The sequence below is a fragment of the Streptomyces sp. NBC_01431 genome, assembly GCF_036231355.1.
Classification (GTDB): Bacteria; Actinomycetota; Actinomycetes; order Streptomycetales; family Streptomycetaceae; genus Streptomyces.
Genome location: NZ_CP109496.1, coordinates 6,838,938 through 6,860,587 on the forward strand (window position 1 = coordinate 6,838,938; position 21,650 = coordinate 6,860,587).

Sequence of the window (21,650 nt, forward strand, 5' to 3'; positions counted from 1 at the left end):
CGAGTGGGGCAAGTGGCCGCGGGGTTCGGTCGGCAGGGAGGGCGAGTGGAGCAAGGTGCTGCGAAATTCGGTCGGTACGGGGGGGCGGTGGGGCAAGTGGCCGCGGCGTTCGGTCGGTACACGGGCCGCGCGGGGTTCGGTCGGTACGCATGTCGGCGGGGTAAATGGTCCTGGGGATCCGGTCGTTGCCGGGGCCCGGGTGCGCGGGCGCCGCCTATCCTCACGGCATGGAGCAGAGCGAGGTTCTCAAGCGAGTGATCGGCATCCTCACCGAGGCCGGGGACTACCGCCGCCGCATCGAGGAGGACGGCGAACAGGGGCGGGACATCGGGACCGGCATCGTGACGGCTCTGCTCAACGAGACGATGCCGCACATCGAGATCCCGGCGGACGCCACCCCGCAGGAGATGGCGACCCTCGTGGCGCGGGAGGTCGGCGGGGCCATCAGCCAGCTGGTCGCCGCGTTCAGCCTGGCCTATGTGGCCCTGGCACATGTCCACGACTCCGGCGCGCAGGACATGTCGTCGGCCGACGTGTTGCAGGACCTGGCGCTGCGCGCGGAGGAGTTCAACGGGGACGGCCCCGAGCCGTCGGCGGACTGAGGTCGGCGGGCCTCAACTGGGCCCCCGTGGAAGGCCCTTAGAGCCCGTCGCCCGCCTCCGGGCTCAGGGAGCCCGCGCCGACCAGGGCGAACAGCGCGGTGCCCAGCAGGACGCGATAGACCACGAACGGCATGAAGCTCTTGCTGGAGATGAACCGCATGAACCAGGCGATCACGGCGTACCCGACGGCGAAGGCGATGACCGTGGCGAGGAGCGTGGGCGCCATCGGCGCCTGGCCCGCCCCGCCCGCGTCCTTCAACTCGAAGACGCCCGAAGCCAGTACGGCCGGAACGGCGAGCAGGAACGAGTAACGGGCCGCGGCCTCACGGGTGTAGCCCATGAGCAGACCGCCGCTGATGGTGGCACCGGAGCGGGAGACGCCCGGGATGAGGGCCATGGCCTGGCACATGCCGTAGATCAGACCGTCTCTGGTGCTGAGTTCCTGGAGCGGCTTGCGTTCCCTGACCGCCCGGTGGCGGCCACCTGACGCGTCGCGGGCCGCGAGACGGTCGGCGACGCCGAGCACGACACCCATCGCAACCAGGGTGGTGGCGATCACCCGCAGATCACGGAAGGAGGTGTCGATCTGGTGCTTCAGGACGATGCCGAGCACGCCGATCGGTATCGAGCCCACGATGACGAGCCAGCCCATCCGGGCATCGTGGTCACCGCGCAGCGAACGGTCGGTGAGCGAGCGGAACCACGCCGACACGATGCGCGCGATGTCCTTGCGGAAGTAGATGAGGACGGCCGTCTCGGTGCCGATCTGCGTGATGGCGGTGAACGCGGGCCCGGGGTCCGTCCAGCCCGCGAAGGCGGCGGTCAGCCGCAGGTGCGCGCTGGAGGAGATGGGCAGGAACTCCGTCAGCCCCTGGACGAGCCCGAGTATGAACGATTCGAACCAAGACATGGGGTTGCTGCGCCATCCAGGAGGGGTCGGGGGCGACGGCCGGGCAGCCCGAGGCGGCCGGTGTACGTCACCGTGAGCAGACCGGCGAAACCACCGAGCAGCGCCGCTGCACCGGTGGTTTCGCCCGGGTCGGGGCAGAGTAACGACCCAGGGTGAACGCGGAGTTGTGCGGACGAAGGCGGTGGGTTAACGGCACCGCCCCGTTCTCACGGGCCGCCCTACTCCTGCCGCCCCCGCCCTACCGGCCCCGAAGGCGGTGGCGCTTGCGCCAGGCGACCGCGGCGGCGCCGACCGCGCTCAGCACGATGAAGCCCATCGCGATCAGGAAAGTGGGCGAGGTCGGCGACGCGGCGCTGTTGCCCGCGATGACGTAGGCGAGCGTATTGGGGATCGAGCCGAGGCCGGTGGCCAGCAGGAACGGAGTCCAGCCCATGCGCGAGACCGCCGCACAGTAGTTGGCGGCGGCGAACGGCACCCCGGGGAACAGCCTGATCGCCATCATCGAACGGAACCCGTGCCGCGACAGCTGCCCGTCCGCCGCCGTCAGCCAGCGCCCGCGCAGCAGGGGCCGTAGCGCGTCCTGCCCCAGCACCCGGCCGAGCCCGAACGAGATGCCCGCACCCAGCACCGTCCCCGCGAGCGAGGAGGCGAGACCGGCCTGGGCGCCGAACAGAGCGCCGGCCGCCAGGTTCAGGATGGGGCGCGGCACGAACGCCGCCGTGCACAGCCCGTACGCCACCGCGAAGAGCACCACCGCCCCGGCCCCGCCCAGCTCCGGCGGCCAGCCGTCGGCGAGCAGTCGCTGCGGCTGGACGATCAGCACGGTGGTCCCGGCGGCCGCCAGGACCAGCACGAGCAGCGAGAGCCGCGACCACGGCGAGAGCAGCGCTCTGGTGCAGCGCGCGGCGAGGCCGGGGGAGGGACGGGCGGCGGGGTCGAGCATCCCGGGAGACTAACCGACGGGGGGAAGTGACCGCGGCAACGGACCGCGCGTATGCGCAGGGGCGAGGCCGCCGGAAGCAGCCGCGCCGCTGCGGGACAGGTGCGGCGCCGTCCCAACCCCCGCCCGCCGAAAACCATTCGACGCGGCTCCGACCGCCCGGCATGCTCAGCGGTATGTCCGCCCTCCTCGCAGCGCCCTCCGCAGTCGCGGACGCGCCGAAGGATGCCGTCTTCGCAGCGGACGCGATCGCACCCGCGGCGCCCTTCTCGGGCGCCCGAAGCTGACCCTCTCCGGAACACCCGGCGGACCCCGCCCAGGGAGGGTCGGCCGGATCCAGGGGTCCCGGCACAGCTCCGCGACCATGCGAGGGACCACCAGCCATGCCCAAGACGGCATACGTACGCACCGAGCCCCACCTCAACATCGGCACCATGGGCCACGTCGACCACGGCAGGACCACCCTGGCCGCCGCCATCACCAAAGTGCTCGCCGAGCGCGGCAACGGCACGCTCGTACCGATCGACCGCATCGACGGGATCGACCCCATCGACCGCATCGACGGGATCGACGGGATCGACCGCATCGGCCGGGCCCCGGAGGAGGCCGCCCGCGGCATCACCAGCAACATCGCGCACGTCGAGTACGAGACCGACACCCGCCACTACGCCCACCTCGACATGCCGGGCCACGCCGACTACGTCAAGGACATGGTGACCGGCGTGGCCCAGCTGGACGGGGCGATCCTTGTCGTCTCCGCGCTGGACGGGGTCATGCCACAGACCGCCGAGCACGTACTTCTCGCCCGGCAGGTGGGTGTCGACCACATGGTGGTCGCGCTCAACCAGGCCGACGCGGGCGACGAGGAGCTGACCGACCTGGTCGAGCTCGAAGTGCGTGAGCTGCTCTCCGCGCACGGATACGGGGGCGACTGGGTGCCCGCCGTCCGGGTCTGTGGACTCAAGGCCCTGGAGGGCGACCCGCGGTGGACCGAGGCGATCGGCGCGCTGCTCGACGCGGTGCACACCTATGTGCCCATGCCCGAGCGCTATGTCGACGCGCCGTTCCCGCTGCCGGTCGAGAACGTGCTCACCATCACCGGGGTGGGGGATGTGGGTGGTTTCACGTTTCGAAGCGAGTGCGGTGGGTGTGTTGCGGGGTTGCGCGCGGCCGGGGTGAGGGACTGGCCCTTCCGTCGCGATGAGTGATCTGACATGCAGGAGGAGAGCCATCCGGAGCGGGTGCCAGCAGCAACACGGCGGCGGGGATACAGGCGTCGGCGTGCCCGCGCTGATCCAGCGCTCGCCCGCACCGGTGGCCCGTTCAGCAGGCCGAGTGGGCGGCGCGCAGGATCAGTTGGGTGACCGGGGCCGGGTCGCTCACGGCGACCGCGTGGGGTGCGCGGACCCTGACGGTGTGGGCGTGGGCGCGTTCGGCCATCCACTGCTCGGCGGCCGGGGGGATGTTGCGGTCCTCGGTTGCGACGAGGCACCAACTGGGGAGCCTCTTCCACGCTGCCGCGGTGGCCTTCTCCTGAAGCGCGGCCAGAGCGATCGGACGCTGCCCCACCGCCATCGCCTGAGCGGTCGTGGCGGGTACGCCGGCCGCGAACTGCTCCCGGAACAGCTCCTGCTTGATGACCAGTTCCTCCCCCTCGCCCCCGCCGGGCAGCGGGTAGTACTGGGGGCTTGCGGCCTGCGCCAGGGTGCTTCCGGGGTACTTGTCCGTGAGCTCCAGGGCGCTTTCGCCGACGTCCGGCACGAAGGCGGCTATGTAGACCAGCGCCTTGACCCGAGGCGCGTCAGCTGCCGCGACGCTGATGACGGCTCCGCCGTAGGAGTGGCCCACGAGCACGATCGGTCCCGGAACGCTGTCCAGCACGCTGCGGATGTAGGCGGCGTCACTCGCGAGCCCGCGCAGGGGAAGGGCCGGCGCGAGGGCATGGTGCCCAAGCCGCTGGAGCCGTTCGACGACCGCGCTCCAGCTGGAGGCATCGGCGAACGCGCCGTGGATCAGGACGATGGTGGGCTGCTCATGGTGGTGTGGTCGGGACGCCAGGTCCGCTGAGGGTGACGGAGTGGCGAAGGCGGCGCCCGGAGTTCCCAGGGCGGCGGCGCCGGCCAGAAGTGAAACGGTCACGGTGCGGCGTGAGATCGGTGAGTTCATCGTTCGCTTCCTGCGGTCGTGTCAAGGGGATCGGGTGGGCGTGGACGGTTCACCGGGCGGTGGCTCGGACCGCCTCGTGGATCAGTTCGGCGACCCGCTCGGGGTGCGTGAGCATCACCAGGTGCGAGGAGTCGACCTCGACGGTGGTCATTCCGGCCCGCTGGTAGCCAAAGCGCTCCACATCGGGGTTGATGGTGCGGTCGGCCGAGGCGACCAGGCCCCAGGAGGGCTTGGTCTTCCAGGCCGCGACCGGGGCCTTTTCAGCGAATGCCTGTGCGGCCAGGGGGCGTTGGGAGACGGCGAGCACGGAGGCGAGGTGGGGTTCGACGCCCGCGGCGAAAATCGTCGGGAACTTGTCGATCCGGACGGACACGTCGGTGCCTGGATCGGTGGAGCCCTCGATCGGGAAGGGCGTGTAGACCAGCGCGTCGGCGAGGTCGGAATCCGGGAAGCGGCCTTGTAGTGCACCGAGGCTTTCGCCCTGCTCCAGGGCGTATCCGGCCAGGTAGACCAGGGCTGCGACGTTGTCCTCCGCGCCCGCGACGGTGATGACGGCACCGCCGTAGGAGTGGCCCACCAGGACGACCGGGCCGGGAATCCGGCGGACGAGCGAGGCGATGTAGGCGGCGTCACCGAGCAGGCTGCGGTTGGGCACGGCCGGGGCCACCACGTTCAGGCCGCGGGCGATCAGCTCGGGGATCACACGGGAGAAGCTCGACGCGTCGGCGAAGGCACCGTGAACAAGGACGACCGTCGGGCTATCGGAAGGGGACATGCGTAACTCCATGGGAAGCGGTACGGGGAAGTGCGCGACGGAGCGATCCGCACATGACGTTCCGTCAGGGGCGAAGAGCCACTGGCACGAACGCAACCGTAAGGAGGAACAGAGAGCACACATTGCCTGTCAGCGCCCGAGCGCTGTCCTGTCCGCGCCCGCACTCGTGATCGCGACACCTGCGGGCAAGCGGGGGTGCACTGCGCCACAACTGGCGCGCAGCGTACGGCCCAGCGTGATCGAGTCGTCCTGCGGCTGTTGGCCCTTGCCGGAAGGCCCGGCTAGGCCACCCTCTCGGGCCGCAGTGGTCGTTCCGCGGCACGGCTGAGGTGCACGACCACGGTCGGTGTCCGTTTGACTAGGCCAAGGTCCTGTTCCTGCAGGGCGATCACCAGTGCGGTGTCGGGCAGTGCCTCGGGCAGCGCGGCCAGGAGTGCCTCGGCGGTGGGACGGTCCAGGCCGGCCACCGGCTCGTCGAGCAGGAGCACCGGTGGCTGTCTCAATACGGCGCGTGCCGTGGCAAGTCGCCGTCGCTGGCCCTGCGACAGCAGGCGTCCGCCGGGGCCCGCCGGTGTGTCGAGCGGCAAGGCCGACAGGCCCACCACTTCCAGCGCGGCGCGTAGTGCGGTGGAGTCCGCCGACGGTGCCGCCTGACGCAGATTGGCCGCGATCGTGTCGTCGGCCAGCCAGTCGTCGGCCTCGACGAGGGTGACCGTCCGGGCGATGGCGGAGGCGGGCAGTTCGTGCACGGGCGTGCCGTTGAGGAGGACCGTACCGGCAGGGGCGAGTACGCGCCCGGCCAGTTGGCAGAGCAGCGTCGACTTCCCGCTGCCGTTGGGGCCGGTGACCAGGACCAGTCCGGGGCCTTGCACGGTCATCGTGAGTTTGGCGGGCGAACCAAGGAGCGGGAGGCCATCCGTCTCGATGGAGCGGATGGCCTTTGACCCGCGGTCCGCCGGGGGCTCCTCGTCGGAGAGAGCGGCCAGGCGCCCAGCCGCGTTCCCGGCTTGGGTCAGGTGCTGCATCAGCCGGGGAAGTCTCTCCAGGAGCTCCCACCCGGCGGCCACCAGCAGTACTTCGCCCACGGTGACGCCGATCATCTGGGTCGGGGCGGCGCGCAGGGCGATGAGCAGCACCGACGCTTGCGCCACTGCGGCGAGGAGACGCAGTGCCAGGCGCCCCTGCCGCTCGGCGCGGGCAGCGGCCCATTCGGCGGACTCGACATCGGCCATGGCGCTCGTCGCCGCCAGCCGAGCCTGCGGCAGGGCGTCCAGGCACCGCAGTTCGTTGAAGGCGGCCCGACTGCCGAGCAGCGCGGTACCGAATGCGGCCCTGGCCTCCGCGGCGTTGGCCAGATGGGCGCGTGCGCTGCGTTGGGCGTGCCGGGCGCAGGCGAGGCCGGCTGCCCATACGGCGAGTTGGGCGATCCCGAGGGCCGGCCTGGCCCACAGCAGCAGTGCCTCGACCAGGCACGCGGTCGTGACCGCCGCCACCAGCGGTGCGATGGCGTTCGCGGGCAGGCCCGCGACGGTCTCCACATCGGCGGTGAGTCGGGTGAGCAACGTCCCGTCGCGTTGTCCGCGCAACTCGCGGGGGGTGAGGCGGGCAGCGCCGCGGGCCAGCCGGGCTCGCAGGGTCACCTGGGTGGCCAGCAGTGTCCGGTGGTTGTCCAGGCGTTCGAGGTAGCGCAGGCCGGTGCGGGTCAGCGCCAGTGCCCGGACGGCGCCCGAGGGGTACATCCAGGACCAGGTGGTGTTGGCCTGGAGGGTGACCACGGCGCAGGTCGTCAGGAACCAGCCGGACACGCCGAGCAGTGCCGCGCCGCTGAGTTCCGCCGCTGCGGCGAACAGCATGCCGGTCACCAGGGTGCGGCGCGGAGCCGCTGTACGCAGCAGCCGCCAGGCGCTGATCCGGTTCATCGGGCTCTCCCGTGGTCCAGCGTGATGACGTGGTCGGCCAGCGGCAGCAGCGCGGGGCTGTGCGTGGCGAGCAGGACCGTACGGTCGCGGGTCAGCGTGCGCAGCGCGGACAGGACGCGTCGCTCCGCGTCCGGGTCGAGGTGGGCGGTGGGTTCGTCCAGGCACAGCACGGGTGCGTCCCGCAGCAACGCCCTTATGAGGGCGAGCTGTTGGGACTGGCCGGAGGAGAGGCCGGTGCCGCGTTCGCCGAGCGGTGTGTCAAGTCCCCGCGGCAGTGCCGCGAGGAGGTCTTCGAAGCCGAGCGAGGCGACGGCGTCCAGCAGGTCGTCGTCGCTCGCGGTGGGTCGGGCCAGGAGGAGGTTCTCGCGCAAGGTGCCGGGCAGCAGGTGCGCCGGCTGGCCCACCCAGGCGACCCGGCTGGGGTCGGCGGGAATGGGCAGGCGGTTCAGCAGGTGGAGCGCGCTTCCACCGTGCGGGGCGCGGAGCCCGGCCGCGACGGCGAGCAGGGTGGACTTGCCGGCCCCGCTGGGGCCGGTGACGGCGAGGCACCGACCCGGTGCGAGGTACACGCTGACACGGTCCATCGCGGGCGCTGCCTTTCCGGGGTGATGGACCGTGACGGCTTCCAGGCACACCCCGGTTGGCGCCGAGGTCCGCCGGGCGTGCGGGGCGGGTGGCACCACGGTTTCGCGAGGCGCGTCCAGGACCGGGGCCAGCAGGCCGGCGGCAGCGGTCGCGCGGGCGCGGGCGTGGTAGCCGGCGGCCAGGTCCCGGGCCGGCGCGAAGTAGGCGGGCACCAGGACCAGGACGAACAGCGCGGCGGACAGGCTCATGTGATCCGGTACGACAGGCAGGTCCAGGTAGTCGAGCAGGGCCAGTCCGCAGTAGGTGGCCACCACGGCGAGGGTGCCGGTGATGAGCAGTTCGACCCATGCGGTCGACAGGAAGGCGATCCGCAGCACCTTCTCGGTGCGACCGGAGACCTCCCGGTCGTGCCGGGTCAGCGACGCGGCCGCCTGGTCGTGCGCCCCGAGACCGACCAGGGTGGGCAGGCCGCGCAGATGGTCCAGCATGCGGGCCCGGTGGGTGCGGATCGCCGCCAGCTGGGCGCGTACGGCGCTCTGCGTGCCCAGGCCGATGACCTTCAGGTTGGCCGGCAGCAGCGGGGTGGCGGCCAGCACGAGCAGGGCGACGAACCAGCTGCGGGAAGCGATCGCGGCCAGGGTGAGGCCGCTGCTGAGCAGCATGGTGGTCCGGGCGGGCAGGTAGTCGGTGAGCCAGTCGGTGAGCTGGCAGACCTCGCCGTCGACGGCTTGGACCAGTGCCGCGTCGTCCAGGCCAATGCGGGCCGGGCCGTGTGCGGGCAGCGCTGTCGCGATGAGCCGGCCGCGCAGGGTCTCGCGTACGGTGCGGGCGCCGCGTGCGGCCGCCGCGTCGCCCGCGGCCAGCAGTACGGCGCGCAGGGCCACGCCGGCCGCTATGAGCAGGGCGGGAAGCAGTACGGCCGCCGCGGGGTGAGGGGCGCCCCGGAGTGCGGACAGGCCACGCTCGGCGGCCCAGGAGAGCCCGCCCGCCCAGATCACCGTGCCCAGTTGGGCCGCGCCGCGCAGCAGGCCCGCGCGGCGCAACTCCCGTCGGCCGAAGGCCGCCCATTGCTGCAATGGGGCGGGCACCGGGTCTTCGGCCCGGTCCGCGGCCAGTTCGTCCAGGAGTACGGCGGCACTGCTCACGAGGTGGTCTCCGCCTCGATGCCCACGATGTCCGCGTGGAAGTACCCGGCCCGCCGATCCCGGCGGTCACCCACGATCCACGCGGCCAGCGATGTGCAGCACAGGACGACGACGCCGACCGGGTCGATCCAGTCGGCCACACCGCCGAACACGTCCTGGGACAGGGCGGTCGCCAGGATGCCGAGTGCCACCAGCAAGGTCCGTCGCACGATCGTCCGCAGGGCACCGGAGGGCGCCGGGGAGACCGCCAAGGGGAAGGTACGGGCCGGGGGCGGCGGGATCGGACGCTCCAGGGGATCGGTGTACTTGCCGCGGAAGCTCCGCCAGGCGTAGGCGTTGTAGGCCAGTACGAACGGCATGCACAACCCGACACCCACGACCAGGAAGAGCTGGGAGGAGTGCGGGCTCGCAACCTGATGGACCGTCAGTGCGGGCGGTACGACGACCGGTACGGAGAGCACCGCCAAGCCCACCAGTCCACAGGCCGTCATCGTGGCCACAGCGGCGAACGGCCGCCAGTCGGGGCGACGGCCGAAGCCGTACCAGGCGACGGCGCCGGCCGCGACGGCGGCGAGGACCGCGAGCCAGAACAACACGGCCCGCAGAGGCTGGCTCAGCTGCGACTGCTGAGGGTCGGCGCTCGGCATCAGCAGACCGAGTACGGCCGTCATGATCGCCGTGACCACCAGCAGCGACCGTCCGGTGCGGCGGATGCCCGACCGCGACCAGCCCTCGGTCTTGTCCTGCAGCCAGGCGGCCCCGGCCAGCAGGTATACGGCGACCAGGCCGAGCGCGCACAGCACGCTGTAGCGGCTGAACCAGTCGAAGGCCCCGCCCTGGAACATGCCGTCGCGCTGGCTCGGGCCGGTGAGCAGGGCGCCGAGGACGAGACCTTGGCACACGGTCGCGGCGAGCGACGCCCCGCCGAACAGCAGCGCCCAGCCTCGCCGGTAGCCGTCGGCCGCGCTCTGCATCTCCAGGCCGAGCCCGCGCAGGATGACGGCGATGAGCATGCCGATCAACGGCAGGTAGACACTGGGCAGAATCACGGCGTAGGCACCCGGCAGGCCGGCCCAGAGGACTACGCCGGCCAGGATGATCCAGCTCTCGTTGGCGTCCCAGGCGGTGGCGACGATCTCGCCGTACTCCCGTCGGCGCTCCGACCGGGCAGCCAGGCTGAGCATGCCCACCCCGAGGTCGTAACCGTCGAGTACGACATACATGGCGAGGGAGAAGAGGACCAGGGCGTAACTGGCGTACTCAAGCAACGAGGGCCTCCGATGCGTCGGGCGAGGCGGGCCCGGTGGTCAGTGACTCGGGGCCCGCCTTGACGGTGCGGACGATGTAGCGGGCCCAGATGGCCAGCAGAGTGACGTAGAGCAGGACGAAACCGGCCAGGCTGGCGGCGACTTCGGCCGCGGAGAGGTGGGAGACCGCGTCGGCGGTGCGTAGTTGGCCGTAAACGACCCACGGCTGGCGGCCCGTCTCGGCGACGATCCAGCCGCCGGTGATGGCGATGATCCCGGCCGGGGTCATCCACACCATCCACCGCAGGAAGCGCGGGGAGTCGAACAGCCGGCGCCGCATGCGCAGGACCATGCCCGCGAAGGCCGTGCCGAACATGAGCAGCGCGGTGAAGTACATCGCGCGGAAACCGTAGAAGGCGGTCCACATGTTGGGGCGTTCGCCGGGTGGGGTCCCCAGCAGTCCGGGCGTTGTCGTCCTGCCGGTGAGGTCCTGGGCGATGACCGAGCCGAGATGGGGAATCTCGACGTGCAGCCGGTTCTCGCCCTTGTCGGTGTCGGGGACGACGAACAGGTTGTAGCCGTTGTTGTCGCTCTTCCAGTTGCCCTCGAAAGCCTCCAGTTTGGGGAGCTGGTGCCCGCCCATGAAGACCGCGGTGCCGTCTCCCACGTACAGCTGCACCGGCATCAGGACTCCCAGCACGCCGAGCGCGATGGACAGGCAGCGGCGGGCCATGGGCTGGGCGTGGATCCGGTTCTTCACCAGGTACCAGGCGGAGATCCCGCCGACGAACCAGGCGGCGCTGATCAGCACGGCCAGCAGCATGTGCGGGAAGCGGTGGGCGAAGGCGGGGTTGAACAGGATGCTGATCCAGTCCCTGGCGTGGAACTGTCCGGCGACCTTGTCGTAGCCGACCGGGTCCTGCATCCAGCTGTTGGCCGACAGGATCCAGGTGGTGGACAGCAGCGTTCCGAGGGCGACCATCCAGCTGGCCAGGGCCATGGTGCGCGGGCGGATCCGCCCGTCTCCGTACAGCATCAGGCCGATGAACCCCGCCTCCAGGAAGAAGGCGGTGATCACTTCCATGCCTATGGTGACTCCGATGATCGGCCCGACGGCGTGGGCGTACACGCCCCAGTTGAGGCCGAACTCGAAGGTCATCACCGTGCCCGCGACGACGCCCAGGCCGAAGCCCACGGCGAAGATCTTCTTCCAGAACCGGAAGATCTGTAGGTACAGAGGGTTCCCCGTGCGCACGTAGACCGTGTAGACGACGGCGAGGAGCACCGAGAGGCCGACGGTGAGCGCGGGGAAGGTCATATGAAAGATCGCGGTGATCGCGAACTGCCATCGGGACAGTTCGACGACGGTTGACGAAGCCATGGGTACTCCCGGGGAGGCATCGGTTCTTGGCGGGGCTCGCGCGTGTTCACGGCCCGCGCGGGGCGAGGCATCAGGCACGGGGGGCCTGGTGGGCGTTCGCCGGGGTCTGCCTCGCGTGCCTGGTCCGTCACGGCGGCCGGGCCGGACAGGGGGAGGGGACGCGATCGCCACCCTCTGGCACTGCCCACGCTAGACGGCTGACCGGCTACGACGATTGCCTGCGAGCGCAGTGCACTTGCCCGACACTGCACACTTCCGGTCGGCGGGGCAGCGGCCCACCCCACGGACCGAGACAGGGCGCTGACGGGCAAGCTCCGCTGCACGCACAGGCATGACGGCCGTCCGATCGATGCCTACGTTTCCGGCAGCCACACAGTTGCCGGAACGAAGAGGCCCCATGCAGTTCGGAATTTTCTCGGTCGGGGACGTGACCCCCGACCCGACCAACGGTCGTACCCCCTCGGAGCGTGAGCGCATCAAGGCGATGGTCGCCATCGCGCTGAAGGCGGAGGAGGTCGGCCTGGACGTCTTCGCGACCGGTGAGCACCACAACCCGCCGTTCGTGCCGTCGTCCCCGACCACGATGCTCGGCTACATCGCCGCCCGTACCGAGAAGTTGATCCTTTCCACCGCCACGACGCTGATCACCACGAACGACCCGGTGAAGATCGCCGAGGACTACGCGATGCTCCAGCACCTGGCCGACGGCCGGGTCGACTTGATGATGGGGCGCGGCAACACCGGCCCGGTGTATCCGTGGTTCGGCCAGGACATCCGGCAGGGCGTCAACCTCGCCAAGGAGAACTACGCGCTGCTGCGCCGGCTGTGGCGCGAGGACGTCGTGGACTGGGAGGGCACGTTCCGTACGCCACTACAGGGGTTCACATCCACGCCCCGCCCGCTGGACGGCGTCCCGCCGTTCGTGTGGCACGGATCGATCCGTTCCCCGGAGATCGCCGACCTGGCGGCCTTCCACGGCGATGGCTTCTTCCACAACAACATCTTCTGGCCGGCCGACCACACCAGGCGGATGGTCCAGCTGTACCGGCGGCGATACGCGCACTACGGGCACGGCACGCCCAAGCAGGCGATCGTCGGGCTGGGCGGGCAGGCGTTCATGCGGAAGAACTCCCAGGACGCCGTACGGGAGTTCCGCCCCTACTTCGACAACGCGCCGGTCTACGGGCACGGGCCTTCGCTGGAGGAGTTCACCGAGCAGACTCCGCTGACGGTGGGCTCTCCCCAGCAGGTCATCGAGCGGACGCTGTCCTTCCGTCAGATTGTCGGTGACTACCAGCGGCAGCTGTTCCTCATGGACCACGCGGGTCTGCCCCTGAAGACCGTCCTGGAGCAGCTCGACATCCTCGGCGAAGAGGTGGTGCCCGTGCTGCGCAAGGAGTTCGCGATCGGCCGCTCGGCCGACGTGCCGGACGCTCCAACTCACGAGTCCCTGCGGACCGTTCAGCAGGTGCCCGCCGCATGAAACTCCTCGCCGTGTCCGCGGGGCTGAGCACCCCGTCCTCCACGCGCCTGCTCGCCGACCGCCTCGCCGAGTCGGCCCGCGGTGAACTCGCCTCCCAGGGCCATGACGTGGAGACAGACGTCATCGAGCTGCGGGAACTGGCCGTCGCCATCGCCAACAACCTCGTGACCGGCTTCCCGGCGCCGCAACTGGCCGCCGCGATCGACGCGGTGACGGGCGCCCACGGCCTGATCGCCGTTACCCCCGTTTTCACCGCTTCCTACAGCGGGCTGTTCAAGTCCTTCTTCGACCTGATCGACCCGGACGCCCTCACCGGGAAGCCGGTGCTCGTCGCGGCCACGGGGGGCACAGCCCGGCACTCCCTGGTCCTCGAACACGCCCTGCGTCCCCTCTTCGCCTACCTGCGCGCCACCACCGTCCCCACCGCCGTGTACGCCGCCTCCGAGGACTGGGGATCCGGCGGCGATCAGTACAGCGAGGGCCTGCCCGCGCGCATCCGGCGGGCCGGCGACGAACTCGCCGCCCTCATGGCCGCCCGCCCGGTGAAGGCCGGGGCCGAGGACGACATCACCGCGCTCGAACGACAGCTCTCTGATCTGCGCTTCGACTGAGGCGACCCGCGGCGGGCCCCGAAGCGAGCGCGTCGTCACGCAGTGTCCGTCCAGCGATCCGGTCGCGCACCGGTCCGGGCTCGCCGAGGCAGGTTCTGCCCCGCCGGGTTCTCGGGCCGGGCTGCCCGGGTTCCTCTCCAAGAAGGTGCCCATGTCCGAGCCACCCGACCTCCAGACCCCACGCCCGACCGCCCCGGGGAGGACCTCGCACGGCGTGCCGGGCTGGTTGGTGGCGCTGCTGGCCGTCGCCTCCGGCATGACCGTCGCCAACCTGTACTACGCCCAGCCGCTGCTCTCCTCACTGCGTGACGCCTTCCACGTCAGCACGACCGGGGCGGGTTGGCTGATCACCCTCACCCAGGTCGGCTACGTGGTCGGCATGATCTTCCTGGTCCCGCTCGGCGACCGGCTGGAGAAGCGCCGCCTGATCACCGTGCTCCTTGCGGTCACCACGCTGGCCCTCGTCACGGCCGGGCTCGCCACGAACTTCCCCCTGCTGCTGACCGCGTCCTTGATCAGCGGTGCGACGTCGGTCGTCGCCCAGATCCTGGTTCCTTTCGCCGCGAGCCTTGCCCCGGACCACGCCCGCGGCCGCATCGTCGGCCGGGTGATGAGTGGACTGCTCACCGGCATCCTGCTCTCCCGGACGCTCAGCAGCCTGGTCTCCGACCTCGCGGGCTGGCGCGTCGTCTACCTCGGCTCCGCCGCCCTCATGGTCGTCCTGGCCGTGGCCCTGCACGCGGCCCTGCCGCAGCACGCGCCCACCACGAGCATTCCCTATGCACACGTGCTGCGCTCCACCGTCCAACTGGTGCGCACCCACCCGGAGCTGCTGCGCCGCGGGCTGTACCAGGCGGCGATGTTCGGTTCGTTCAGCGCTTTCTGGACGACCATCTCGTACGTCCTCACCGGGCCCCGGTTCCACTACTCCGCGGTCGGGGTCGGTGTCTTCGCCCTCGTCGGAGCGGCCGGTGCGGCCGTGGCGCCGCTCGCGGGGCACTGGGCCGACCGCAAGTTGGCACGGCCCATGACCGGTGCCGCGCTCGCCGTCGCGGCTGTGGCGTTCGCACTCGCGGGCTTCGGCCCGCACAGCATCGTCCTGATCGGTCTGGCCGCGATCCTGATCGACATGGCCGTGCAGACGACCCTCATTCTCGGCCAGCACACCATCTACCAGCTCGACCCCGATGCGCGTGCCCGTCTCAACAGCGCCTTCATCGCCACCTTCTTCCTTGGCGGCGCCCTCGGCTCCCAACTCGGCTCGCTCACCTACTTCCGCGGCGGCTGGACGGCGGTGACGATTCTCGGCGGCGCTCTGCCGCTCCTGGCACTCCTGTACTGGCTCTCGGAACGCCGGGTGGGCACCCCCACCGCACAGTGACGGAACGAGCACCGGCACGCGGATCCGGCGACCGAGCCGCGGCCTGCCGCGCTCGGGCTGTAGGAACTGTAGGAAGTCGAAGGCGTAAGAGGGCGAAAGCAGGGGCGCGGCAGGCGGCCGTCAGAACGCGGTTACCCTCCGCCCAGCTGGAGCTTCTCCCGCAACTGGCCACGGGAGGTGATCCGCAGCTTCGGATAGATGCGGTACAGGTGGGCTCCGATGGTGCGGTGGGAGAGGTAGAGCTGCTGGCCTATCTCCCGGTTGGAGAGCCCCGTCGCGGCCAGCTGCGCGATCTGCAGTTCCTGCGGCGTGAGCAGATCCCAGTCCGCGGGCATGCTCTGCTTGCCCCCCTCGCCCGCGGAGCGGAGTTCCTGGCACGCCCGCTCGTGCCAGGGCTGAGCCCCCAGCGAGGCGAAGGACTCCCTGGCGATGCGCAGGGGCGCCCGGGACTCCATCACCCGGCGTCTACGCCGCAGCCATGCGCCGTAGGCGAGCAGCAGGCGCGCCCGCGTGAAGGGATCCCGGGACAGGTCCAGATCGAGCGCCGAGCGAAACGGTGCCTCGGCGTCCTTGTCGTCTGCCAGGAGGGCGCGCGCGAACCTCAGGTTCGCCCTGATCAGCCGGGCCGTTGTGGGCGCGGCCGATTCGTCGAGTCGGCTGAGGGCGTCGCGCGCCACGGCCCGTTCCTGGTCGCTCACTGCGGCCTCGGCGAGCGTCGGGATCGCGATGGTCTGGAGATAGGGATGGTGTGCGGGGTCCGCGGGGTCGAAGACCCGCCACACACAGGCGAACGCTTCGGCGTGACGGCCGGCCGCGAGTCCGATCATGCCTCGCGTGATCTGGATGAAGGCCAGGTGGCCGGCGTTCGCCGTGGCGAGTCCGTGGCGTTCAGCCTGTCCGTTGGTGGTCCGCGCCGTTTCCAGATCCCCGAGTACCGCCAAGAACTGGGCCTTCGCGATGAGCGCACCGGTGAGCCAGCGAGGCCGGGCGTTCTCCTCCGCGAGCCGGATCGCCTCGGCCAGGCTCGGCAGGCCCGATTCCCAGTCCACGATGTGCGCCGAGGTGTACGACAAGGACACCAAGGTCTGGGCCAGAAGTCCCAGCCGTCCCTGGGCCCGCAGACCGGCCGCCCCCTGCCGGAGGAAGCCCGCGGCCTGGTCGTATCCACCGACCATCGTGGCCGCCGTACCGAGCGTGGTGGCGGCGGAGGCGTCGTAGCCGCCCTCCCTCTCCAGGCGCTCCAGCCGCTCGATCACCGTCGCGCCGCGCTCCAGCGGAGTCGCGCCGGCCAGGACGAACACCAGGTCCGGGTGCAGCTCCGGCACGGGCAGCCGCTCGGCCACGGCCACCACACGCTCGCGCAGAACGCGCCCCGGGTTGTCCCACCAACACCGTGTTGCCGCCGCCCGGAGAAGCCGCAGCGCGAGTTCGGGATCACCGGCGGCCGCCGCTTCCTGCGCCGTGGTGATCAGGAGGTGCAGCCGAGGGATGCTTCTCGACACGTCGATTTCGAGTCCCTCGCCCAGCAGCACCGTCCGCGCCCGCTCCAGCACGTCGAGCTCAAGCGGTGCCGCCAGATGGAGCAGGGCCGCTGTCTGATCCGTCCTGCCGAGTTCGAGGGCCAGTTCCGCTGCTTTGAGCAGGCGCCTTCCCTTGTTCGAGGGGATTTCGCTGAGTGCGATGGAACGCTCAAGGGCCGCCAGGGCCACGGCCGGCGCGCCTTGCGCCTCGGCTCTGGCGGCGGTCCGGTCAAGTTCCGCGGCGACGGATTCGTCGCGCCGGCCACTGGCCGCGGCCCTGTGCCAGGTCCGGCGGTCGGACTGACCGTCCAGCACGGCGGCCAGTGCGCCATGTGCGGCGAGGCGCTCGATGAGCGAAGCGGTGTGCAGGATCGCCGACCGCACCAGAGGGTGGCAGAACCGGATCCGGTGTTCGTCCGCGGTGACCAGGCCGATCGCCAGCGCGGGAGACAGGGAGTCCGCCGAGACGTCGGTGCCCGCCAGCACCGAAGCGGCCGCGAGGACCTCGCCCAGCGCCCCTTCGTCGTCGGAGGCCGCGATGAGCAGCACGCTCCACGTGTCGGGCGGGAGGTCGACCAGCCGGAATGAGAATGCTTGTTCGAGTCTTGAGGTGAGCGGAATGGCTGAGGAGGTCAGGGCCGCAGACGGAGCGGGCTGCTCGCGCAGCGCTACAGGAAGTTCGATGAGGGCCAACGGATTGCCCTCGGCCGCATCGAGCACCCGGTACCGGAGCGGCGGTTCCAGCTGTGGCTCCGCGGCTTCCAGGAGCGCCACGGCATCGGTCGTCGTGAGGGGGCGGAGCCGGAGCTCGCGCAGCGTGAGGGCGTCCAGGGGCGTCGGATGCCCGTCGCGGATGCCGAACACCATCCCCAAGGGCTCGGCCCCGAGCCGCCGGGCGATGAACGCGAGAACGTCCAGGGTCGGCGAGTCGAGCCACTGCGCGTCGTCCACGACCAGCAGCACGGGCGCCTGGCCGGCGGCTTCGCCGAGCAGGTCGAGCGTCGCCAGAGCGATCATGAAAAGTTGCGGAGCACGCTCCGTGGGGGAGGGCTCGGCCATTCCGAAGGCCCCCAGCAGCGCTTGTGCCTGAACCGGCGGCAGACCTGCGACGCGGTCCAGCATCGTCCGCGTCAGCTGGTACAGCCCGGCGAAGGGCAGATGGGTCTCGGCCTCCACCCCGGACGCGGTGAGCACGGTGAGACCCGAGCGCTTCGCCCGGCGCTCGGCCCGCGAGAGGAGCGCCGACTTTCCGATGCCAGGAGCACCGCGGACCATCAGCGCCCCGCCGCTCTTGGGCAACCCGTCGACGAGCGCATCGAGAGCTGTGAGCTCCTCGCCCCGTCCGAACAGTTCCTGGTCCGACACCCGATGACCCCCAGGCCCAGTGCGTATGAGAAGCAGAAACATTCTAGGTGGGTCCACGGAGCGCGGTGGTGCGGGCAGAGCGCGGCGTACGCCCCTCACGCCCCACGACGACAGTCACTTCGCAGTCAACGTGCCGATGCGCCGGGCGCGGGCCGGGCCGAGGCTTGCTGCTGCAACGATGAAAAGTTCGAAAGGCCGCAAACCATGACGACAGGCGCACCGCCACCCGATGACCACGGCTTCGCCGGCAACCTGTTCACCACGGCTACGGTGCCCGCCCACCAACGACGGGCCTACTGGCGCGACGCCCTGTCCATGACGTTCGGCGCGGTGGACATGTCCGTCCCCGACGAGGTGAACTCCGGAACGATCCGCACGGCACCGCTGGGCAGGCTCCAGGTCACCACGGTGGACGGCGATCCCCTCGACGCCAGGCGCACGCGGCGGCTCATCGCACAGGGCGACGAGGACGAGTACGTGGTCGTGAAGCTTCTGAGCAAAGGCGTTGCCAGACTTGAGCAGGATGCCCGCGACGTGGGCGTACGGCCCGGGGAAGTCTTCATCTACGACATGGCGCGGCCGGTTCGGCTGCTCCTGCCCGAGTGCTTCCAGACGAAAGCCCTTGTTCTGCCTCGGCAGGTTCTGGGGCTGAGCGAATCGGACCTGCGGCAGATCACGGCGTCTCCCATACGCTTCGACACGGCACTCGGCGGACTGCTGTCCATCCTCGTGTCCCGGCTCGCGGACACCGCGGGGTCGTATCGACCGCACACGGGTGAGCTGCTCGCCCGCAATGTCGTGGATCTGCTGACGGCGCTGGCCGATGAACAGCTCGGCAGGACCACCGAGGGGACACCGAGCGGTGATGCGGCGATGCTGCTGCGGATCCGGTCGTTCATCGGCCGACACCTGGCCGATCCCGACCTGACCCCGGAGGTCATCGCTCGGGCCCACCACATCTCCGTGCGGTATCTGCACAAGATCTTCGAGGGCCAGGACACCACGGTCAGCCGCTGGATCCAGAGCCGCCGCCTGGAAGCGTGCCGTCGGGATCTGCTGCACCGGGAGGCCGCGAACCGCACCATCATCGCGGTGGCACACCGGTGGGGTTTCACCAGTGCCGCACACTTCAGCCGAGTGTTCAGGGCCGCCTATGGGATGTCCCCCAGCGAGTGGCGCGACAGCCACGGACGACAGGGAGTCGCCGGGTGTTGATCAATGGGCGGCTACCGCCCGCGGGCAAGCGGCATCGCTGATCACAACGCTCTCCCGGTGGAAGGGAACCTCGGCTTCGGCGAGCGGCGATTCCAGGACCGACCACGTGGATGCCTGCCACTCACTGGGAGGCATGCCGTAGGCGTCGCGGAATACCCGGCTGAAATGCGAAGCGCTGGTGAAACCCGACCGGCGGGCCACAGCCGCCACGGTCATCATTTGGCTCGACGTCCGACCCAGCTCCTGCCGACTGACGTCGAGCCTTCGCTGCCGCAGCCACCGGCCCACCGTCGTGCCGTCGTTCTGGAACAGCTTGTGCAGATAACGAACCGAAACATGGTGCGCGAGCGCGATCGATGCGGGTGACAGGTCGGGATCCATCAGATTCGCTTCGATGAATTCCTTGACCCGAGTCAGCGTCTCGTTGCCGACGTTCGAGACGTCGGACGCCTCTGGCCCCCTCTCCTCTGCCAGGAGTTCCATGACGAGTACGGTGACGAGGTCCAGGGCGCTGCGGGCGAGCCGGTCGCCGATCCTCGACCTGTGCTCCGCCTCGGCGGCGAGTGCGGACAGGAAGATCGACACGATCGCGCCCACGCCTGCGCCACCCGGGATGGGCACACCGGCGAGACGGTGCAGGTCTGACTCGGACACTCCCAGGTGGCGCCGCGACATGCGGAAGGCGACCATTTGGCAATCTTCGCCGAGGTGGCGGAAAGGAATCCGAGCCGGGTCGCAGAAGACCAGGTCGCCCGGCTCAAGGAGAACCTCCGTTCCGTGCTGGGAGACAGCGGTGGATCCGCGTACCTGCAATCCCAGATGAAGGAATTCGGAATTGTCCTCTCCTGGCAACTGGCAGAGAGAATGGATCTGTTCGGAATCGCGGAGTGGAGCGAAGGACAGTATGTGTTCCACGGTGGTCCTTGAAATGTGGGACGTCGCCGATTCGGGCATGAGAGCTCCAACCGTGCGTGACCGTCGCGCTCTGGTCGCGGGCAGATGGCCACGGACGGCGTCGGTCAGCGAAGGTTCAGGCGCGCAGCGCTTCGTGGAGGAATTCGCCGCTCTGCTGCATCGCCGCGGTTCTGCCGGACTCGCCCTCAGCTGCGAGGCGGTGATCTGCGCCCGCTCGGCCGGATCGGTTGTGTACTGGTCGCAGAACCACTTCATGTGAGGGCGCCAGGTCCCGGTGCGCTTGCTGACGGAGGTGGGCGTTGGCTCCGTGGTAGGAGCCCGCGCGTGCCAGCGGATGCCGGAAGACCACGCGTCCGTCCGCGACGGTCACCAGACCGGCCTCCTCGGCGGGGCCCCATGCCCTGAGCGCCGTCCCCACGTCGGCGGCGGCCATGATGGTGGCAAGGTCTTCGTACTCCGACGCGGTGGCGTACAGGATCAGCCGCTGCGTCGTCACGGGAAGGCCGCGCAGGCGGGCGGCGTACAGCTCCTGGATACGCTCCGTCTGCGGCAGCCCGCCGCCGGGCAGCGGGCCCGCGCCGCCCGTTGTGGCCGCGCGGCACAGGTCGATGATGGCCGGCGGATTTCCGCCGGCCTGGCGCAGCAGATCGATCCGGGTCCGGCCGGCGGGCGCGTGCGGCTGGGCGTCCAGGATTTCGGCCGCCGCCCGTTCGCTCAGCGGCCTCAAGAGCAGAGTGCGCAGGTCCGCGACACCGTCCGGGGGCGTCTGTCCACGGGCCGCCAGCAGCACCGGCACGGCGTCCGCCGTGATACGGCGCATCACGAAGCCCAGAACGTCGAGAGAGTCTCGATCGAAGTGCTGGATGTCGTCGGCGGCCAGCAGGATGCCCTGTCGGCGAGAGACCTCCGTCAGGAGGGTCAGCACCGCCACACGCAGCAGCATCGGGTCGGGCGGCCCATCGGCGGGAGCGATGCCGAACGCGGACTCAAGTGCCCCCCGCAGATGCTCGGGCAACGTGCCAAGGTCGGGCAGGAGGGGCAGCAGCAACTGGTGCAGGGACGCGAAGGACTGCCGTGACTCCGCCTCGCTGCCCTGGGACGCCAGCACCAGCGTTCCGTTGTCCCGCGCGCGGCCGACGGCGACCGCCATCAGTCTCGACTTGCCCGTGCCGGCCTCGCCGAGCAGGAGCAGCATCCGCGGTTCGCCGCGTCCCCCCTCGACGATGTCCAGGAGTTCAGCGATCTCGGCCTGCCGGCCCACCAACTCCATGACGGGAAGGGAGCGGTTCGACGTGCCGCGCCCAGTCCCATCGGCGAGCTTCGGTCGCGACGGGTCTTGGTGGAACGTCGGCAAAGCGATCTCCGGAAGCAGTCTTCGGGGCAAACACTCGTGAACTGTACGGGACCGAACTCGCTCCGCCCGCGCACTCAAGAGCACCCCCGATCTAGCGGATTCACGCGATGTGCCGGCACCCGCCCGTTGGCACGGT

Annotated in this window: 16 protein-coding genes and 1 pseudogene; 6 read left to right on the forward strand and 11 right to left on the reverse strand. The window is 70.4% G+C overall.

The genetic code is table 11. The features are described from left to right. Window positions 1-227 precede the first annotated feature (227 nt). Complete coding sequence (locus OG522_RS31275; protein ID WP_329466385.1) at window positions 228-602, forward strand: hypothetical protein; 375 nt, start codon at window positions 228-230, stop codon at window positions 600-602. A 37-nt stretch (window positions 603-639) separates the two neighbouring features. Here the strand turns inward: OG522_RS31275 and OG522_RS31280 are convergent, their stop codons facing one another. Next, the gene (locus OG522_RS31280; protein ID WP_329466386.1) at window positions 640-1,512 is read right to left on the reverse strand and encodes an undecaprenyl-diphosphate phosphatase; all 873 of its coding nucleotides are present in this window, start codon (window positions 1,510-1,512) and stop codon (window positions 640-642) included. A 238-nt stretch (window positions 1,513-1,750) separates the two neighbouring features. Next, complete coding sequence (locus tag OG522_RS31285; RefSeq protein WP_329466387.1) at window positions 1,751-2,455, reverse strand: TVP38/TMEM64 family protein; 705 nt, start codon at window positions 2,453-2,455, stop codon at window positions 1,751-1,753. A gap of 380 nt (window positions 2,456-2,835) precedes the next feature. Here OG522_RS31285 and OG522_RS31290 point away from each other — a divergent pair. Continuing rightward, window positions 2,836-3,567 (forward strand): annotated as a pseudogene (locus tag OG522_RS31290) (GTP-binding protein); the annotation flags it as partial. A 208-nt stretch (window positions 3,568-3,775) separates the two neighbouring features. Here OG522_RS31290 and OG522_RS31295 read toward each other — a convergent pair. From OG522_RS31295 to OG522_RS31320, 6 genes are all read right to left on the reverse strand, one after another. After that, window positions 3,776-4,618 carry an alpha/beta fold hydrolase gene (locus OG522_RS31295; RefSeq protein ID WP_329466388.1) on the reverse strand — a complete coding sequence of 281 codons (843 nt, stop codon included), beginning with the start codon at window positions 4,616-4,618 and terminating at the stop codon, window positions 3,776-3,778. A gap of 49 nt (window positions 4,619-4,667) precedes the next feature. Beyond that, window positions 4,668-5,393, reverse strand: a complete 726-nt coding sequence (locus OG522_RS31300; RefSeq protein WP_329466389.1) for an alpha/beta fold hydrolase — start codon at window positions 5,391-5,393, stop codon at window positions 4,668-4,670. A 281-nt stretch (window positions 5,394-5,674) separates the two neighbouring features. Next, window positions 5,675-7,312 carry an ATP-binding cassette domain-containing protein gene (locus OG522_RS31305; protein ID WP_329466390.1) on the reverse strand — a complete coding sequence of 546 codons (1,638 nt, stop codon included), beginning with the start codon at window positions 7,310-7,312 and terminating at the stop codon, window positions 5,675-5,677. Further along, complete coding sequence (locus OG522_RS31310; protein ID WP_329466391.1) at window positions 7,309-9,042, reverse strand: ABC transporter ATP-binding protein/permease; 1,734 nt, start codon at window positions 9,040-9,042, stop codon at window positions 7,309-7,311. The genes OG522_RS31305 and OG522_RS31310 overlap by 4 nt, the downstream gene beginning before the upstream one ends. Continuing rightward, window positions 9,039-10,310: a cytochrome d ubiquinol oxidase subunit II gene (locus tag OG522_RS31315; RefSeq protein WP_329466392.1), complete on the reverse strand. Its 1,272-nt coding sequence runs from the start codon at window positions 10,308-10,310 to the stop codon at window positions 9,039-9,041. Before OG522_RS31315 ends, OG522_RS31310 begins: the two co-directional genes overlap by 4 nt. Then, window positions 10,303-11,670 carry a cytochrome ubiquinol oxidase subunit I gene (locus OG522_RS31320; RefSeq protein ID WP_329466393.1) on the reverse strand — a complete coding sequence of 456 codons (1,368 nt, stop codon included), beginning with the start codon at window positions 11,668-11,670 and terminating at the stop codon, window positions 10,303-10,305. Before OG522_RS31320 ends, OG522_RS31315 begins: the two co-directional genes overlap by 8 nt. Before the next feature lie 397 nt (window positions 11,671-12,067). Between OG522_RS31320 and OG522_RS31325 the strand changes: the two genes are divergently transcribed. The 3 genes from OG522_RS31325 to OG522_RS31335 all read left to right on the forward strand — a co-directional run bounded on the left by OG522_RS31325 (window position 12,068) and on the right by OG522_RS31335 (window position 15,145). Further along, window positions 12,068-13,153, forward strand: a complete 1,086-nt coding sequence (locus OG522_RS31325) for an LLM class flavin-dependent oxidoreductase (protein WP_329466395.1) — start codon at window positions 12,068-12,070, stop codon at window positions 13,151-13,153. Next, window positions 13,150-13,764: an FMN reductase gene (locus OG522_RS31330; protein ID WP_329466396.1), complete on the forward strand. Its 615-nt coding sequence runs from the start codon at window positions 13,150-13,152 to the stop codon at window positions 13,762-13,764. The genes OG522_RS31325 and OG522_RS31330 overlap by 4 nt, the downstream gene beginning before the upstream one ends. Window positions 13,765-13,915: 151 nt before the next feature. Beyond that, on the forward strand, window positions 13,916-15,145 hold the full coding sequence (locus OG522_RS31335) for an MFS transporter (protein ID WP_329466397.1): 1,230 nt from the start codon (window positions 13,916-13,918) through the stop codon (window positions 15,143-15,145). A 131-nt stretch (window positions 15,146-15,276) separates the two neighbouring features. On the opposite strand, the gene OG522_RS31340 is transcribed toward OG522_RS31335, so the two are convergent. Continuing rightward, window positions 15,277-18,030 (reverse strand): helix-turn-helix transcriptional regulator, encoded by a 2,754-nt coding sequence (locus OG522_RS31340; RefSeq protein ID WP_329466398.1) that lies wholly within the window; start codon window positions 18,028-18,030, stop codon window positions 15,277-15,279. A gap of 204 nt (window positions 18,031-18,234) precedes the next feature. Here OG522_RS31340 and OG522_RS31345 point away from each other — a divergent pair, with 204 nt between their 5' ends. Then, the gene (locus OG522_RS31345; protein ID WP_329466399.1) at window positions 18,235-19,245 is read left to right on the forward strand and encodes a helix-turn-helix domain-containing protein; all 1,011 of its coding nucleotides are present in this window, start codon (window positions 18,235-18,237) and stop codon (window positions 19,243-19,245) included. Here the strand turns inward: OG522_RS31345 and OG522_RS31350 are convergent, their stop codons facing one another. Beyond that, entirely contained in the window at window positions 19,246-20,160 is a 915-nt protein-coding gene (locus OG522_RS31350) for an AraC family transcriptional regulator (RefSeq protein WP_329466400.1), read from the reverse strand. Window positions 20,161-20,275: 115 nt separating this feature from the next. Beyond that, window positions 20,276-21,430: an AAA family ATPase gene (locus tag OG522_RS31355; RefSeq protein WP_329466401.1), complete on the reverse strand. Its 1,155-nt coding sequence runs from the start codon at window positions 21,428-21,430 to the stop codon at window positions 20,276-20,278. Window positions 21,431-21,650 lie beyond the last annotated feature (220 nt).